Raw genomic sequence first — 18,507 nt, forward strand, 5'->3', positions numbered from 1 at the left:
AAGTGAACGGTTCCTCAGACGAAGAAAGTAAGCCATTACGCTTGGAGGATTTGAGCGATGGTGAATACCAACTACTTTTTCTGTATGCTTTAGTTGATCTTTTTGACAGAGAAAATACTTTGTTTTTGTTTGATGAAGCAGATTCTCATCTCCATTATAAAAATATCGACCATTTATGGGCCACATTCAATAAAATAAGTGGTAGAGCTCTGACCACCACTCACTTAATAGATTCAATATCTAAATCTGGCATAGATAAGCTTAAGGTTGTTGAGAAAGGTGAAATAAAATCGGGAGAAAAAATAAGCTACCTTGCATCTCGACTTAAAGAATTATCAGAAATCAATAATACACAACTTAAAGCAATGTCGATCGCAGAAAATATTGTTTTTATGGATGATGAAGATGATTGGATTATTTTCAAGCAATTAGCTATAAGAAAATTAGCTGAAACAGAAGAACAAATAACCCAAATGAGTTCTTTTCTTAATAAGTTCATAGTTATAAAGCAAGAATCGGGTTTTGAAAAAGATGCTCAAGCATTTGGTCATGCAAAGATAAAAAGACTTGATAATTTTGTAGGCTATTTGGAAGGGCATTTACACAATACAAAGAACGTGTATCTAATATGTGATAGGGATGAGTACCTTTTGAATAATATTGGTACTGAAAAATGTAACCTGTTAGTTCAAAACAATGGTACTCAAAAATTCAATAAGAACAAACTGACGTCTCATTTGCTTTCTTGGAAAAGAAGAGAAATCAAGCATTACTTGGTTAGCCCAACAGCACTTGCGAACACTGTTGACGATCTTAATGATAGGTTTGATTTAGGTGCTAGAACGAGGCTATCTGAAGGAAAAACGGGTGATTACGATACTAGTGGAAAATATAACGATAAGTTAGCATCAATTGAATCTATCTTGATTAAAGATATAATCGATCCTTATGTCAAAGTTGAGGTTGGTTTTTGTCCTAATAAGACACAAGATTTTGTTAACCGAATACCTAAAGAAGAAATCAGTGAAGACATTGTAGATATGTACAATTATTTGGTGAAAACTAATGAACAATAATAGATTGATAAATATCATTGAGATCTTAAAAAAGGATACCGGAATAAACAATGCTATTGATGCCGTTGAGCAATTGTCACTGCTACTGTTAATTAAGTATCTCGATAAGGCTGTCTCAGTAGAATTACTAAATGAAAATCATATTGGTTCGCCTCAGGGCTTATTTTGCGAACTGGGTGATTTTACAAAGGATGGTTCGGTAATTGACTTTTATACGTTAAGAGACAGATTAAGTCAGATTGCGACTAATATTAGTTTTAGTGAAAGTCAATTATCTCATAGCGTTTTCTCTCGCCATAACTGGAAAAAAATTGAAAACATTCTTGAACAGATACCTTTTAGAATAAGATCAAATAAAATATTATATTTGGTTGTACATAGATTGGAAGAGCTGGATCTATTAGAAGGTATTGAAGTCGATTTTGACTATCTATTGCTTAACATGGTTAAAGACTCTGGTTCATCAGGTGCATATTATTCTCCAAGACCGTTGATTAAGGCAATGGTCAGTGTTTTAAACCCTGAGCCACTAGCTACTGTTTATGATCCTGCTATGGGAACAGGCGGGGCTTTTGTTGAGGTCAAAAAACACATGAAAGATGACATCAGCTTTAATAGTTTAAAATTTGTTGGCAATGATCTCAGTCCATTCGCGCATTTGATAGGAACGTTGAACTTACTTCTCAACGATATCGACATTAGTGGAGTGTCGATAACCGATTCATTGCTAGACAGACATGATCAGGAGTACGAATTTGTTATATCGGGATTACCTTTCGGCAAGGCTAGTGAGTTAAGTAAGTACGAATACGATTATCATGGCTATAGCGGAAGTCTCGAAGCAATGTTTCTTAAGCACACGATGGATAAGCTGGCAAAGGGTGGGCGAGCTGCGATAATCATTCCGGACGGCATCTTATTCGGTAGTGCAACGCATCTAGATAAGCTAAAGCGAAAGCTGCTAACGCAATTTAACCTGCACACCGTTCTGAGCCTTCCCAAAGGTACGTTAGCACCATATTCAGGCGTGAACGTGAGTGTCTTATTTTTTGATAACATCGAGTCAAAAAAAGACATTTGGTACTATGAGCTAAGCTCGGATAAACCTTTGAATAAGTTAAACTCAATTACTGACTCTGATTTTGAGGACTTTACGTCATTGTACGAACGTAGAGAAGTTAGTGAACGTTCTTGTCTAGTAAACAAGGAGTCTTTACTAAAAGATAAGTCACTTAACCTCTCATTTTCTTTGCCTACGAAAGAAACGGGGTTGAAGTTCGACAAACAGAAAATGATTGCTTCATTGAAAAGTGAGCAATCAGCTTTGATGACATCCATTGAAAAGCACTTTGATAATATGTCTCGAAATTTCGAGTTAGAGTACATACATCATGCAATGTTAAAAGATGTGTGTAAACTTAGAAGCGGAAAGAATCTCAATAAAGATGACGTCGAAAACAAGGGAGAATTTCCGGTGTATGGGGGAAATGGGATAATAGGATATTATCTGGATCCCAATAGACCTGGAGACTCAATCATAATTGGAAAGGTAGGCGCACACTGCGGAAACATACACTTTTCATCTAAACCATATTGGTTAACTAGCAACGCGATAAGCTTGGAACTATTGGATACGACTAGGGTGTATTTACCTTACCTAGCTCATGTTTTAAAAAGCTTCGACTTGAACAATTTGGCAACAGGTACCGCACAAAAATTTTTTTCTATCAATCAGTTATATGAAGTGGAAGTTTCTTTACCTAGCCTAGAAAAACAAGTAGAACTAAGTGAGTGGTTTACTTCTATTGAAGAAAGTAAGAGTGAGGTACAAAGTACTTTAGCAAACTTTAGTAAGGGTTTTGGAGCTATCACAAGCGACTCAATTATTGAAAAGGCACTTAAGCAGCGAGACTAGTTTTCTCTGAAGTAACACCAGAAGTAACATCTTAAAGCTCTACTTTTGTAATTATGATTTTAATCAGAAAGATAGGTGTGATAGTAGAGTCCAGTAGCGGCACCAAATTCAAAAGAAAGCCCACCTAGTGTGGGCTTTTTTGTGCCTGTAATTCCTTGTTTTATCATAGTCTTAACCACTTCTTGGTCCCAAGAGATCCCGTGATGTGTTGGAAAATCCACCGTTTAAAGTCATCTCTAAAATAGTCTTTTAAAATTGAGCAGCTTCTAGGTTACTTCAGAGATTCGGATGCAGTGGCATAGTTGCTTAGGACAGCGGCATAGAGAACTTGAAATTCTGATTTATCGAGGAATGTTAAATAATTATAAATAAGGGGCTGCACAATGTAGATGCGTATTGTTGTAATACATTGAATAGCCACCGTATTGCTAAATGATAAATAGCCTTTTTGCACAGTTGTACAGTGAAATACAGTAAATTTAAGTGATGATCTGCGTCTAGTAAGAGATGTAACTAACAGTTTGGGAAATGGGTAGTTGACGTGATGACCGTTCAAAAAATAAGGTTATATTATTCATATTGATGAATATTCTCATTTTTGAGTACAAATTCACGTTGGTAGGCTAGATGGAACTCACTCCTGTATTAAAAGAACTGCAAGCTTTTGTGTATGCAGAACATGACGCTGGCATAGAAAATCTTCTAGAAACTTGGAAGAAACCTTTAAAAGAGAAACTATTAAAAGGCGAAACTCAACGAATAGAGTCAGTAAGGTATTCCGGCTCTAATCATCTGGAAGTCGTATTAGGTGATAACGAATCACGCTTTAGAGAAGGCGACATGATTTGCTTGCACCTTGGTGAACCAAGTAATCATAAGATTTTTGACCAAGTAACGATTGAGGCTGAAAGCGAGGGAGAGTGGCTGCTCAAAGTCAAGGTAGATCAAAGCTTACTTCCACAACTAAGTGAAGGCTGTTATGCCGACCCCGCAGGCATGGATTTGAAACCGTTTTATGATAAAGCTTTGGCTGATGTAGCAACATCGAAAGTCGGCAGAGACGTACTGCTTCCTATGCTTTCCGGCCAATTGAATACAGAAGCGATTTATGATGAAGACTTTGATGAAGCTGCTGATTATGCCGAATCTCGGGGGTTAAATGAAAAGCAGAGTGATGCCGTCGGGATTGGTGTTGCATCTAAATACTTAGCGTGTATTCAAGGCCCTCCTGGAACGGGAAAAACAAAAGTTATTAGTATTATCGCCAAGCTTCTTGTCGAAGCAGGACAGAGAGTTTTCATGACTTCTCATACCCATATGGCGATTAATAATGCACTCAACAAAATTGTAGAGGAAGGGGTTCCTGTTGCAAAAATTTGTGCGAGTGGCGGAAAGAAATCACTGAGTGACAAGGTAAAGCATTTTGAATACGCATCAAAATGGGAAGATATACCGGATACCGGGTATGTGATTGGAGCAACACCTTTTGCTACCTGTAGTGAGCGGCTTGAAAGCTTTACATTTGACACCATTATTTTTGACGAAGGCAGCCAAATAACCGTTCCATTGGCGTTAATGGCAATGAGAAAAGGGTGTCGATTTGTATTCGTTGGAGATCATAAGCAGCTTCCTCCTGTGATACTTTCTCAATCCGTTCTTGAGGACAGTTCGGCTTTCTCTAAGATGATTCTTGGCAATGAAAAGGTTTCGGTCTTGTTAAGCCAAACTTATCGGATGTCTCCAGCCCTAACTGAATGGCCTAGTAACTGTTATTACAAGGGCGAATTAGAATCGAAAAGACAACCAACGCTGTCATCATTTTCTTTACCTAAAAAACCTTACAAGTATTCCGACGTCCTCTCTAGCGATCGACCTTCTGTATTTATCAAAACTCCAGGGGTCAATGCCCGAAGTGTAAATAGAAAAGAAGCGGCGTTAGTGGCCGATTTGATAACCGCGGCTGTTGAAGCGGGTCTATCTGCTGAAGAGATAGGTGTCGTTACACCGTTCCGGGGTCATGCCAAAGCTTTAAAGTCTTGCCTTCAGGATAAGTTGGGGATATTTGGATCAAAATTAGTGGTAACGGATACCGTTGAAAGGATGCAAGGCCAAGAGCGGGAAATGATTGTAGTTTCATTCTGCTCCTCAGATCCGCAATACATTAGCGCTATCGCTGAATTCTTTTTCCAAGCGGAACGTCTCAATGTCGCCATTACTAGACCCCAGACTAAGTTGGTGATTGTAGGTCCCGAAATCACAGAAGGCATGCTGCAACAGGTGGATGATCCTAAGGTGCGACAAAACATTAAAGATTATAAATCTCTGGTTCGTCACTGTTATAAGGTGGAAGTAGATTAATGGCACATATAGATACGATTACAGGCTTAGACCGCAAGCATCGACGTCATTTCAAAAAGGTATTCAATAAACTTAATGACGAATTTTTTATTCGTGAGTCATTATTAGAGTCTTTACAAGTTGCTCCTTGTATTATTGAGGGGCCTTGCAATAGTTGGGTGTTTGTTGGAGTCCATTCAGAGAAACCAGATAGTATTAGTCTTTCTAAATTGTTGAAGTTTAATGACTCGATGTTGACGTTAGGTTTAAAGCCTATTCAGTATCTAGCTGTCGTCGATAATATGATTGTGGAAGAAGAAAGTACTTTCCAAATTGACGGTTCTCTCCAAGTTAATAGTTCTTTCTCTGATTATGTACAAATAATTGAGAACAAAACGTTTATTGAGCGCGGTGAAAAACTAATCCACGCCGCATTAACCGAGTTCACAATCGACTCACATTCACGAATCAAGCGCACGTTTTTTCCAGAGTCGGTTATTCCCGCACAGTGTAGTACTCGTCGAGGAAAGGCCTCCGTAGACAATACCGCAAAGCTGCTCCCATTTTTTTTAGATTACGATCAAGAATTGGCTACTAGGCTAGATATGGTTGAGTCTGTCGATTCTGAAGAAGAAGGTCAGGAAGACATTTCAGTAAGGTTGATAAATGGGGTGGCTGGGAGTGGGAAAACTCTGATTTTGATTAATCGTGCAGTTCTGTATTGTAAGAAATACCCGGAAAAAAAAGCACTTCTTGCGATACACAACAAGCCAGTGACGGAAGATATTAAATACAGGTTCGAAACCTGGCTTAAAGGTAAACCAGATAACCTTGAAATTGCTACCTTTCATTCATTTGCACTAAAGCAGTACAGTAAAAGCCATCAGCGTGTTAAGCCGGTATTTGGCGATGCGAATATGAAAGGAGAAAAAAAGACCGTTTTAAGTGATAAAAATGAAGCTTACACGCAACTATCGTTAACAGATGAGCAGATTTGGTCCGAGCTAGAGTACATCAATGACTATTTAATTAAAGATAAAGAAGAGTACTTGGAATTCGATCGACAAGGTCGTGGGTTTGCACTACAAAAAAGTCAGCGAGAACATATTTGGCATCTATATGTTGCTTTTTCTGCTCAGTTGTCGTCGGTTAAGAAATACCTACCGAGTTTATATATTAAGGAAGTTGCGTTATCAGACAAACCTCTTGAACAGTTTGATCACATACTGCTTGATGAGGCTCAATTCTTCGCGCCATCTTGGTTACAGTTAATTAAACGCTCATTGACGCCGGGGGGACAATTATTTATTTGTGCTGATCCTAACCAAGGTTTCTTAAAAAGCCGTTTAAGTTGGAAGAGCGTAGGTTTGAATGTTCGTGGGCGCACTAAGCGTTTGAATCATTCTTACAGAACGACTTATGAAATAATGGTCGCTGCGAACGCTCTACTTGATGACCTCGAAGGTAGCCCTGAAGATTACGTGAAGCCTGACTATGAAAAAATGGCCAGAGGACACAAACCTCAAATCATATATTCTCGAAATGCTCAAGATGAGAAAAAAAGGTTCTTGAATGAACTAGTAGTACTGGTGCAATCGGGAACAGTCGCTCTTCATCAGATCATGGTTTTATGCAGCCCAGAGTATAAACCATGGGCGCTAAAGCAAGATATTGAAAAACGTATTGGTTTAAATAAGGTCATTAACTACAATAACTCTAAAGAGTTAGCGGATAACGTAGGCAGTAAAATTAGGCTACTTAATATCAATAGCTGTACAGGCATGGAGTCTGGGACGGTGTTTGTTCTCGGTTGTGGTCAAATAATTAACCAGCCTAAGAATCTAGAGTTGAGTGATTCGGAAAGAGAAGAAGTATTGCAAGAATCAATGCGTAAACTTTATGTAGCAATGACTAGGGCTGGGCAAAAGTTAGTCGTTTTCAGCACTGAAGAGTTTCCAGTTAGCGTTGAAAAACATATTGAAATTACGGCGGAGGCCACCCAAGTTTAGAACTAAGCGCCAAAATGTTAGAGTAATTAAGAGTTTGGGAAAAGTACCGCCTAGAGCAAATTGAACGCATCAAATTGGCTATCATTTAGCATGACCCACCTCTCACAAGGTCATTCAAATCTAATGCTTTCTCGCACTATGCAACCAAGCCATATATCATCAAGGTAAGTTTCTTTCTTGGTTGGATATATGTCTATAACAATCTCTTTTTATGACAACAATGCACAGCAGTGCTTCGAGCAATACACTGCGACGAATTTCGAGGCTGTGCATGGTTCGTGGAAAGCATTTTGGCCGTTGTCGAAAGATAGAGTCTTGGATGTTGGCGCTGGAACTGGCCGAGATGCTCTTTGGATGGCAGAGCAACATTGCGATGTTTTTGCTGTTGAGCCCGCAGAAGCGATGCGCAAGATAGGGCAAAAGCATACTGGGACCCATGTTACATGGATCGATGATTCACTCCCTTCGCTGAGCAAAGTGATTAACTTGGGTTTTCGCTTTGACCTTATTCTAGTGAGCGCAGTGTGGATGCACATCGCGCCTTCGCATCGTGAACGTGCTTTTCGAAAACTTTCGAATTTGTTGGCACCGAATGGTCGGCTAGTCATTTCACTAAGGCATGGTGATTTTAATGACACCCGCCAATCATATAAAGTTAGTGGAGAAGAACTAGAGCAACTGGCAAAAGACTCTGCTTTAATTGTTCGACATGTATCATCGATGAATTCAGACTCATTGAATCGAGACGATGTAACGTGGCAAACGGTGGTGATGAGCTTGCCTGATGATGGCTCAGGCGATCTGACTAAAATTCGACATATTGTGGTTAATGACAATAAAGCGGCAACCTACAAACTCGCGCTACTTCGCACCCTGTTGCGGATTGCCGATGCTCACTCTGGTTCTGTGGTCGACAGAACCGATGGGAAAGTGGCAATCCCACTCGGTCTCGTGGCGTTGTACTGGATCCGCCAGTTTAAGCGCTTAATCGATATTGGTGATATCCAACAAAACAGCAATCCAAATAAGGGGTTAGGTTTCATAAAGCCAGATGGTTGGCACAAGCTAAAACATATTGGCGTTGACGATTTATCAGTAGGTTCCATTTTCGTCGGTGATGAAGCTAAAGCGCTTCAAGAAACGTTTAAAGATACACTCGATACCATCATCCAAAATCCTGTGAAATTTACTTATATCGGTGATAAACAGAATTGTGTATTTTCCGTTACTCGTAAGACAAAACGTAAGAAGAAAAACATTGTGTTAGACCGAGGTTTCTTTGAAAGCTATGGTTATTTTATTCTTGATGAAAGTTTATGGGAGTGCTTGCGTTTATTCCATTCGTGGATAGAACCTCTAGTGGTTAACCAGTGGGTGATAGAGATGCAAAAGTATAGTCGCAATCAAGCACGTAATATTTCTTTGCAGACTTACTATGATTATTTAGTTTGGGTAGAGAAAGATCACGATACTCGTGCTGTTCGCAAACGAGTAGACCAAATTACTCAGCAACAAGGCAGAGTCGAGAGTGTTTGGAGTGGTCAAAAGTTGCAGTCAACGTATCAAATCGATCACTGTTTACCTTTTGTATATTGGCCCAATAACGATAGATGGAATTTGTTGCCTTCTACAGCGGCAGAAAACAACAAAAAGAGCAATCGTGTTCCTAGCCAACAGCGTTTGCAGGATTCGAAGACTCGAATTGTAGAGTGGTGGACAATGGCTTGGTTGGGAACGGAGAGTGAGGATCGTTTTTTCCAAGAAGCATGCTTATCTTTGCCTAATGTTTCGCCGCAATGCCGTGATTTCGAAGAAGTCTTTGAGGCTATGAATTTGCAAATTAGAGGCGTCAAAAGCCGCTTACTAATCAACGAATGGCTATAATCTTTCGAACAGGCCACACAGTATTTTCTGAGTCGTAGTTTTAATCCTCTTGGGCTCCTTTGTTTGGTTGGCAGTAGGTGCATCGTACTTACTCGAGCTGCCAGTAGTATGAAAAATAGGATCAAACTTTTCCCTTTCGCTCATTTTGTAGGAGAGGTCTAGTTTTACTAACGCCATTAGTTTTGGACAAATACAAAGGTTGGTAAATGGCAGTCGCTTCCAATACAGCAAGCTATGTCATAAATATGGCTAGGCGAGTCAGGCGACTCGCCTAGCCAACGAGTTTATGCTGGGCTTAAGCTTTTAGTCCAGTAAGAAGGTTCTCCATATTGTTACTTTGTTGACGTAGCTGTTCGATATTACCTGTCGCAGAGCTGATCAGTTTACAAACGTTATCGGCTTGAGTTCTAACTTCCTCAACGCTTGAAGCAATATTATCGGCGACTGCGCCTTGTTGCTCTGCGGCTGTGGCTATTTGAACACTGGAATTAGAGATCGACTGGTTTCGGTCGGCAAGATCCCCAATTTCTTGATTGACTTCAGCCATCAGGCTTTGGCCTTCTTCTGCATTGTGCACGGTGACGTTCATTAACTTAGTCAATGACTGGCTGTTTTTTTGCAAAGCTTCTATCATCGATTGGATCTCAACTGTCGCTTGTTGAGTGCGTCCTGCTAACGCTCGCACTTCATCAGCCACTACCGCAAAGCCTCGGCCTTGTTCACCAGCGCGAGCGGCTTCAATGGCGGCATTCAGAGCAAGAAGGTTGGTTTGTTCAGAAATACCGTTGATGGCCATGACCACTTCGTCGATTTTAGCCGCATTGGAATCTAACTCTTCGACGGCTTCAGAGGCTGAGCGAACTTCGTTGGCGAGGTTAGAAATAGAGTTAAGGGTATTGGAAACCTTCCCTTGTCCTTGCTGCGCGACACTTTGAGCTTCTTCCGTCTGGTTACTCGAATCGTGAGCTAAGCTTGCCACCTCTCGAATAGAACACGCCATTTCTTCGGTAGCGCTCGCCAAAGAGTTTAAGTGTTCTTGCTGAATATTCGATAGTTCTGAGCTTTGCTGAGTGGACTGGTTTAAATCTGAGCTGATTTGTTGCATCAATGCCATTGACTCTTGAATGGATGCCACCATTTTTTGCTCTCGATCCGCCAATTTGTCTATGGTGATCGCGATGGTACTGAACTCATCTCGTACCAGGAAAAAATTCATACGTTGAGTGAGATCGCCATCTGCCAGCGTCGATAGTGCTTTATTCATTGTGAACATAGCACCGCCGATGAACGTCATGATGTAGTAAACACCGATGGCCATGACGAGTATGGTCAGGGCAATAAGTCCGATTTGTAAGGTGCTCATTGAGTTCCAAATATTTACATCATGTGACGCAATGAGAGAATAGGCGCCGTTTAGAACACGAATGGAGCCTTCACCTGAACCCAATGAAATACTATCTGAGCTTGCTATGATTTGACTTATTTGTTGCTTCGACAGGTTTCCTTCTTCGATGAAACTTTTCATCAAAACAAGCTCTTCCTGATAAAGGTTATCGAGCATTGTGTCTGAAGCATTGTCTAAAACAAGCGTTAGGATACCAAGAGCAAGTAACGGGAGAATCAAAAGGAGATAGAATTTTTCTTGAATTTTTAAGTGGATGAGATATTTATCGATCCATCGAAAAGCAGTTTCTTTCATAATAGTAATATCCAAATAGAACAGACCCAATTCTCACTATTGATAATTGGAATAAATAGACATGACGAATATAACATTTTTGACATTATGGGCGCATAGATATGATTGAAAATTGCTATAGGTTCACAGTATCTGGCACGGTTCAGGGCGTTGGCTTTCGGTATTTTACGGCCATGAAAGCCAAAGAGTTGAACATAATGGGTTACGTAAGAAATATGGCGAATGGAGAGGTTGAAGTCGTCGCGATAGGCAGTGATAAAAAGCTGAATGAATTGAGTGCTTGGTTAAGGAAAGGGCCACGTTTGTCGAATGTTTCTGAGGTAAAAATGGAGGCAGCGATTGCTCCTCCTTGCCATGACTTTAGAATCAGCTAATCGACTATTCGGTGAACCAAGCTTTAATTTTACAGACACTTCGCTGGTTTTGGTAGTCCAGCCAGTTTCGTGGCTTGTTTTGCTGGGCCTTTTTTGAAGAGCTTAAAGAGGTACTTGCTGTTCCCTTTCTCTGGACCGTGTGCTTTTTCCATCGCTTTAACCAACATTCGTACCGCTGGAGAGGTATTGAACTCTATGTAAAAATCTCGAACAAAATGGATGACTTCTAAGTGAGCATCCGTGATGTCAATGCCTTCTTCTTTTGCAAGGATAGCGATCATGCCTTCTTCCCAATCTGAATGATTAAGCAGGTACCCTTGGGCATCGGTTTGAATTTCTTTATCGTTAAATATAAACATAAGACGTACTTACTTAGAAGTGAATTGTATACAGTGATTAGGAAACGAGGCTAGGGTACCTTAGCTTGCTGGATAAACTCAAGTACCTTGTTCGCCTCAATGAAAAATGGCTGATTACACGAAAAAACCCAAGAACGATGTCCTTGGGTTTCAATGTTTAACACTCTCAATTCACATAGATGTGAATATCAAAGCACGTTAGTCATTATTGTTCATAATGCCTAGGATGCTGAGTAGGCTGATAAAGATGTTGTAGATCGAGACATACAAAGTAATCGTTGCTGAGATATAGTTTGTCTCACCACCACGAATGATGCTTTGAGTTGTCATTAATATCGCCATGGTAGAGAACACGATGAATAGGCTGCTCAATGCAAGGCTTAAAATCGTTGACTGGATGAAGATGCTAGCAACTACGCCAACTACCAGTACAACAAACAACGATAGCATTAGACCACCCATCATTGATAAGTCGCGCTTAGTCGTTAATGCGTATGCGGAAGCAGCAATAAACGATAATGCTGTACCGCCTAGTGCAGTAACGATAACGTCACCCATTCCAGCACCTAAGTACATGTTTAAGATTGGTCCTGTGGTGTAACCAAGGAAACCAGTAAAAACGAATGTTAGACCTAGACCCAAACCATTGTTACGGTTCTTTTCAATCATGAATAGAAGGCCATAAAATGCGACTAACATGATAATAAAACCAGGGTGTGGAAGGTTCATTGCCATAGATGCGCCTGCAACAACCGCAGACCATAATAAAGTCATGGAAAGCAGTGCGTAGGTATTACGCAAAACTTTATTCGTTTGTAGGGCACTTTCCTGAGTTGAAGTGCGGGTAAACATAGGACTGTTCATAATCTTCCTCGTGAAGAGTTTATCTTGATAAGTCTATTTATGGGGTCGTTGGTGTAAAAAATCAACCCATGATGTAACTAACGTTAAATAAAATAATAATGGAAAATAGCGAATTGTGTACTTCAAAAGATGTAACACAATATAACTAAAAAAAGAGGTGACTATGATCACCTCTTTCTCTGAGTGTGTGCAAACCTAATACATGGATTTGCACACACTGCATCTATAATGCACGGAAATCAGTGCTTTTAATGATGTAAAATCTGAGCCAGGAAGTTTTGAGTTCGATCGGATTGCGGATTCTCAAAGAAATCTACAGGGTTGTTTTCTTCAATGATTTCGCCTGCATCCATGAATATCACTCGGTCTGCCACTTCTTTGGCGAAGCCCATTTCATGGGTTACACAAAGCATGGTCATTCCTTCTTCTGCGAGCTCAACCATAACATCCAGTACCTCGCGAACCATTTCTGGATCCAGTGCAGATGTTGGTTCATCAAACAGCATAACTTGTGGATTCATACACAAAGATCGGGCAATAGCGACACGTTGCTGTTGTCCACCAGACAACTGTCCTGGGTATTTATCGGCTTGTTCTGGTATTTTTACACGCTCAAGAAACTTCATCGCAATGGCTTCTGCTTCATCTTTGGGCATTTTTTTAACCCAAATTGGCGCTAATGTGCAATTTTCTAGCACGGTCAAATGTGGGAATAAGTTGAAGTGCTGAAAACACATGCCAACATCACGGCGCACTGCTTCAATGTTTTTTAGGTCTTCAGTCAATTCATTACCAGAAACAAAGATATGACCTTTTTGGTGCTCTTCTAAGCGGTTAATACAACGAATCATTGTTGATTTTCCTGAACCTGATGGCCCACAGATGACAATTTTTTCGCCTTTTTTAACTTCTAGATTAATGTTTTTAAGAACGTGGAACTCACCGTACCACTTGTTCATGTCTTTTAACTCGATCATAAGACCTTGTGAGTTGTTGTCTGATTGCTGCGTCATAATACGTCCTTGATCTTCTTAATTATCGTTTGTGACCGGTGTGAAGCTTGTTTTCTAACCATATCGAATATCTCGACATGCCAAAACAGAACACCCAGAACACTAACGCGACAAATACATAACTTTCTGTTGAATATCCGAGCCACTCAGGGTCGGTATTCGCTGCTTGCCCTATACCCAATACATCAAACATACCAATGATGAGAACGAGACTGGTATCTTTAAATAAGCCAATGAAGGTGTTCACGATTGAAGGAATCGTGATTTTCAGTGCTTGGGGAAGGATAATTAAACCTGTTTTTTTCCAGTAACTTAACCCCAATGCATCGGCTGCTTCGTATTGACCTTTAGGTATCGCTTGTAATCCACCACGTATAACTTCGGCCATATAGGCGGAACTGAACAAGACCACACCGACTAGCGCGCGGATGAGTTTATCCGTTTCCATCCCTTCGGATAGAAAAAGCGGTAACATGACTGATGCCATGAATAAGACGGTAATCAGTGGTACACCACGCCATATTTCAATGTAAACCGTACACATACTGCGGATGATAGGCATTTCAGATCGGCGGCCTAAGGCTAAAGCGACACCAATAGGCAACGATACGACAATACCAACCAGTGCAATGATCAGTGTAACCAGCAATCCGCCCCATTTGTGTGTATCGACAACTTCTAATCCAAACACACCACCGTAAAGTAGGCCTGCGATCAGAAACGGGTAGACATTGACAAAGAACAGCCAAATCCACGTTCGCTTAGGCGTTTTTTCGTAAGCAAGTAGACCGACGAAGATTGCCAGCGTGATGTAGAAAAGGCGAGGGCGCCATAGTTCTGCCTCTGGATAGAAGCCATACATAAACTGGTCCCAACGGACACTAATGAATACCCAGCAAGCTCCTTCACTGGTACACGCATCACGCGTGGTTCCGATCCAGTCTGCACTTAGGATTGCCCAGTCTGCAATTACCCACAGAAGTGAGAAAGAGAAATAGGCAAGGACAAGCGTGATAACACTGTTTATCGGCCCATTAAAAAGGTTTTTTCTTAACCAACCGACCGGCCCAACAGTATTGCCTGGAGGCGGAAGGTCAGGTTGAAATTGATGTATGCTCATCTTATCTCTCCACCAACGCAACTTTGCGGTTGTATATGTTCATCAAAGCCGACGTTAACAAGCTTAAGGTCAAGTAAACGCCCATTGTCATTGCGATAACTTCAATGGCCTGGCCTGTCTGGTTTAGCGTAGTACCCGCAAAAACGGAGACTAGATCTGGGTAACCAATAGCCATAGCTAGTGATGAGTTTTTAGTCAGGTTTAAGTACTGGCTAGTTAGCGGTGGAATGATAATTCTCAAAGCTTGTGGGATAACAACAAGCTTAAGAGTTCTAGCTCGTGGGATTCCAAGTGACATTGCGGCTTCAGTTTGACCGTGGCTCACGGCATTGATACCCGATCGAACAATTTCTGCAATGAAAGAGGCTGTATAGATACTTAATGCGAGCATTAGAGCGGCAAGTTCAGGAATGATACTGATGCCACCTTTAAAGTTAAAACCTTTTAGCTCTGGGTACTCTGCAGAAATTGGCATGCCCATCAAAACATACACAATCAGCGGTATACCAATGATCAGTCCTGCAGCAATGCGCCCCATTGGTGTTTGTTGGCCGGTTAACTTTTGTCTGTTTTTAGCCCAAATATTAATCGCAAATGTCGCGATAATACCAATGATAAAGGCTGCGATAACAATATTACTGCCTTGCTCAAAGATCGGCGCAGGAAAATACAATCCACGAACATTCAAAAAGATAGCTTCGCCTAAACTCATGCTTTGTCGAGCAGAAGGTAAAGCTTGAAGAACAGCGAAATACCAAAAAAAGATCTGTAAAAGAAGGGGGATGTTTCGGAATATCTCGATATACACAGCAGCAAAGCGGCTCACTAACCAGTTAGAGGAGAGCCTTGCTACACCCATCGTAAAACCGATAACCGTTGCTAGGATGATACCAAGAACAGACACAAGTGCCGTGTTAAGTAAACCAACAAAGAAAGTTCTACCATATGAGAACGTTTCATCATATTCAATAAGTGTTAAACCTATACCGAAGCCCGCTTCTTGCTCTAGAAACCCAAAACCAGTGGCAATGCCACGAGCATCAAGGTTAGTGAGAGCATTGTTGACAATGGTATAGACGAAAAAGAACAAAGCCAATACGGCAACTATCTGGAAGACGACAGATCGAAAAGTGGGATTGTAGAGCAGGCTAGCACTCTTTCCCTGCGGGGAAGGCGCAGTACTTTGATTGGGTTTCATACAACAATAACCTCAAAATCCATTTTTATTATAAAACTTACTGATTTTCATAATTGTTTTATACGTTAAACTTTAAATAGCAAAAGGGCGGCCTAAACCGCCCATTTTGTATAGTTATTAACGGATTGGTGGAGCGTACATAAAGCCGCCAGCGTTCCAAAGTGCGTTAACACCTCGAGAAATCTGTAGTGGTGAGCCTGTACCAACAGTACGTTCAAAACTCTCACCGTAGTTACCTACTTGCTTAATGACTTGGTAACCCCAATCATCAGGAATCCCAAGAGCTTTACCTTTAGGGCCGTCTACACCAAGAATACGCTTGATGTTTGGATCGGTAGATTTAAGCATTTGCTCAGCATTTTGAGAGGTAATGCCGTACTCTTCCGCGTTAATCATTGCGTTTAGAGTCCACTTAGCAACGTTAAACCATTTGTCGTCATCTTGACGAACAACTGGGCCTAGTGGCTCTTTAGAGATGATTTCAGGAAGTACCATCGCTGAAGAAGGATCCTGAAGGTTCAAACGAAGCGCGTAAAGACCAGATTGGTCGGTTGTGAGAACATCACAACGGCCTGCGTCGAAGCCTTTTGATGTTTGAGCCGCTGTATCAAATACAACTGGCTTGTAAGCCATACCTTGGTTACGGAAGTAATCCGCTAGGTTTAGCTCAGTCGTCGTACCTGATTGAACACATACTGATGCGCCATCAAGTTCTTTTGCGCTAGTAAGACCTAGGTCTTTCTTAACCATGAAACCTTGACCATCGTAGTAGTTAACACCGACAAAGTTCAAACCCAGCGCGGTATCGCGGTGAAGTGTCCATGTTGTGTTACGTGATAGAACATCGATTTCACCAGATTGAAGAGCGGTGAAACGTTCTTTAGCCGTTAGCGGTACATACTTGACTTTAGTTTTGTCGCCCAGAACTGCTGCTGCAAGTCCTTGACAATATTCTACATCAATCCCTTCCCACTCACCTTTCGAGTTTGGGTTAGAAAACCCTGGTAGACCAGTACTGACACCACAAGTTAGAAAACCTTGTTTAGTAACTTTATCAAGAGTGCTGTCTGCAGCTGCAGCTGTTGTCGACATTAGGGCAGTCGATGCAGCTACTACAGAAGCAAGAAGTGTTAGTTTATTTGTCATTTGTATCCTTCCTGTATGATCCATGTTAAACCAGGTGACACCTGATACAACGTGCTAAAAATGTTGTTATTGATTTTTTAGTTGAAAAATAGCAATTTTCGTTCTACTCATATCAACTATTTTTAAGCGTAGGTAAGGTTTTGTATTTTCTCAAATATTTATAGTGAAAAGATATTTGACGAGAATCACAATACCGAACAGTTGTTAGAATGACGAAATGTTACTAGCTTGTAAATAGTGCAACAGCGCACCCTATAAAAGCAACAGAACGAACGCCGTTAAGTAAACTGTAAACAAAGTGTAAAAAAATGTATATTTCTCCAAGATCGGAATTACAAACTGCATAACGCATTAAATTCGGTTAAAAATAAATACGTAGACGGTAAATAATGAAATTGTTGCCCCAATTCTGGTAGGATGTACCTAACAGAGAAATAACCAGTTCAGGGATTGAAATGCAGTATTTTCCACTTTTTATGGACTTAAATAACAAACCAGTTTTGGTTGTCGGTGGTGGTGAAGTCGCTTGCCGAAAAGTTGATTCACTACTGAGGGCAGGGGCTCTCGTTACGATTACCTCGCCTAAAATAGACGACTATCTTCAGGCGCTTGTGACGGATAAAAAATGCCAATGGTTTCAGCATTTTTATTCATCTGACTGCATTCGAAAAGAGTATGTTCAAGTATGGGCAACAACGGATAACCCAGAGCTCAATCACCAAGTGCATAAGGATGCTAAGCGTCAAGGGATCATGGTTAACGTGGTCGATGATCTTCCCTATTGTGATTTTATAACGCCTTCTATGGTCAATCGAGGACGTATTCAGATAGCCATATCAAGCGGAGGCGCATCACCCGTATTGATCCGTAATATCAGAGAAACTTTAGAAACGGTTTTACCCCACAACTTAGCGCTCGTAGCCGACTTTGCTGCCTCAAAACGAAATTCAATAAAAGAATACCTTCCGACCGTCGATCAAAGAAGAAAGTTCTGGGAACAGTTTCTCAACTCTTCTACCGTTAATGAGGCAAAGACTCGAGAGCAGTTAGAGCATCATTATATTGAGCAGTTAGAGTCAGGCACCAATGACAATGGGTTTTGTTTTTGGATATGTTACGGCGATGACGTTGAGATGCTGACACTAAAAGCGATGCGCTATATGCAGCAATCTGAGTTGGTCTTGCATCATCAGGACTGCCCGTTTGATTTTATCGATTTATCACGACGAGATGCTGAGCGAGTTAGCTTTCAGTCTCCTATCGACTTAGCCGATGAACTGCAAGCTGCGAGAGAGCAGGGTAAACGAGTGTGTGTGTTTATTTCCGACAACAGTCATGAATATGCTTTACTGATGAAAAATGATCCATTTTTGCTTCCTGGTAGCGCTAAATCCTGTTAGCACGAAATCACGCTTGCGGAGTGGAAGCCGGTTACTGAAAAAACGGTTTAAAAAACACTTAAAAATGCATTTTAAAAAAAGCACGATGAAGACAACATGTTCAGTCTTCATCG

The 18,507-nt window shown here is 40.9% G+C and carries 14 protein-coding genes; 7 read left to right on the forward strand and 7 right to left on the reverse strand.

What is annotated here, in order from left to right:
• Positions 1-2 precede the first annotated feature (2 nt).
• The 5 genes from QF117_RS13445 to QF117_RS13465 all read left to right on the forward strand — a co-directional run bounded on the left by QF117_RS13445 (position 3) and on the right by QF117_RS13465 (position 9,221).
• Positions 3-1,076, forward strand: a complete 1,074-nt coding sequence (locus QF117_RS13445; protein WP_282389392.1) for an AAA family ATPase — start codon at positions 3-5, stop codon at positions 1,074-1,076.
• Complete coding sequence (locus tag QF117_RS13450) at positions 1,066-2,991, forward strand: N-6 DNA methylase (RefSeq protein ID WP_282389393.1); 1,926 nt, start codon at positions 1,066-1,068, stop codon at positions 2,989-2,991. The genes QF117_RS13445 and QF117_RS13450 overlap by 11 nt, the downstream gene beginning before the upstream one ends.
• Before the next feature lie 627 nt (positions 2,992-3,618).
• Positions 3,619-5,349, forward strand: a complete 1,731-nt coding sequence (locus QF117_RS13455; protein ID WP_282389394.1) for an AAA domain-containing protein — start codon at positions 3,619-3,621, stop codon at positions 5,347-5,349.
• A complete protein-coding gene (locus QF117_RS13460) occupies positions 5,349-7,337 on the forward strand; it encodes a UvrD-helicase domain-containing protein (RefSeq protein WP_282389395.1) in 1,989 nt (662 codons plus the stop codon). Before QF117_RS13455 ends, QF117_RS13460 begins: the two co-directional genes overlap by 1 nt.
• Positions 7,338-7,526: 189 nt before the next feature.
• Positions 7,527-9,221: a class I SAM-dependent methyltransferase gene (locus QF117_RS13465; RefSeq protein WP_282389396.1), complete on the forward strand. Its 1,695-nt coding sequence runs from the start codon at positions 7,527-7,529 to the stop codon at positions 9,219-9,221.
• A gap of 295 nt (positions 9,222-9,516) precedes the next feature.
• On the opposite strand, the gene QF117_RS13470 is transcribed toward QF117_RS13465, so the two are convergent.
• Complete coding sequence (locus QF117_RS13470) at positions 9,517-10,920, reverse strand: methyl-accepting chemotaxis protein (protein ID WP_282389397.1); 1,404 nt, start codon at positions 10,918-10,920, stop codon at positions 9,517-9,519.
• A gap of 101 nt (positions 10,921-11,021) precedes the next feature.
• On the opposite strand from QF117_RS13470, the gene yccX reads away from it, so the two are divergent.
• A complete protein-coding gene (gene yccX / locus QF117_RS13475) occupies positions 11,022-11,294 on the forward strand; it encodes an acylphosphatase (protein ID WP_282389398.1) in 273 nt (90 codons plus the stop codon).
• A gap of 29 nt (positions 11,295-11,323) precedes the next feature.
• On the opposite strand, the gene QF117_RS13480 is transcribed toward yccX, so the two are convergent.
• The 6 genes from QF117_RS13480 to QF117_RS13505 all read right to left on the reverse strand — a co-directional run bounded on the left by QF117_RS13480 (position 11,324) and on the right by QF117_RS13505 (position 16,994).
• Positions 11,324-11,653, reverse strand: coding sequence for a TusE/DsrC/DsvC family sulfur relay protein (locus tag QF117_RS13480; protein WP_282389399.1), 330 nt, complete (start codon positions 11,651-11,653; stop codon positions 11,324-11,326).
• 198 nt (positions 11,654-11,851) lie between these two features.
• A complete protein-coding gene (locus tag QF117_RS13485) occupies positions 11,852-12,517 on the reverse strand; it encodes a Bax inhibitor-1/YccA family protein (RefSeq protein ID WP_282389400.1) in 666 nt (221 codons plus the stop codon).
• 248 nt (positions 12,518-12,765) lie between these two features.
• Positions 12,766-13,530 (reverse strand): amino acid ABC transporter ATP-binding protein, encoded by a 765-nt coding sequence (locus QF117_RS13490; protein WP_017034229.1) that lies wholly within the window; start codon positions 13,528-13,530, stop codon positions 12,766-12,768.
• A gap of 22 nt (positions 13,531-13,552) precedes the next feature.
• Positions 13,553-14,650, reverse strand: a complete 1,098-nt coding sequence (locus QF117_RS13495; RefSeq protein ID WP_017034230.1) for an amino acid ABC transporter permease — start codon at positions 14,648-14,650, stop codon at positions 13,553-13,555.
• A gap of 1 nt (position 14,651) precedes the next feature.
• A complete protein-coding gene (locus QF117_RS13500) occupies positions 14,652-15,848 on the reverse strand; it encodes an amino acid ABC transporter permease (RefSeq protein WP_282389401.1) in 1,197 nt (398 codons plus the stop codon).
• Between the two features lie 117 nt (positions 15,849-15,965).
• Entirely contained in the window at positions 15,966-16,994 is a 1,029-nt protein-coding gene (locus tag QF117_RS13505) for an amino acid ABC transporter substrate-binding protein (RefSeq protein WP_017034232.1), read from the reverse strand.
• A 455-nt stretch (positions 16,995-17,449) separates the two neighbouring features.
• On the opposite strand from QF117_RS13505, the gene QF117_RS13510 reads away from it, so the two are divergent.
• Positions 17,450-18,394 carry an NAD(P)-dependent oxidoreductase gene (locus QF117_RS13510; protein WP_282389402.1) on the forward strand — a complete coding sequence of 315 codons (945 nt, stop codon included), beginning with the start codon at positions 17,450-17,452 and terminating at the stop codon, positions 18,392-18,394.
• The last annotated feature ends 113 nt before the right edge of the window (positions 18,395-18,507 follow it).

Origin of the sequence: Vibrio sp. YMD68, assembly GCF_029958905.1 — a bacterium.
Classification (GTDB): domain Bacteria; phylum Pseudomonadota; class Gammaproteobacteria; order Enterobacterales; family Vibrionaceae; genus Vibrio.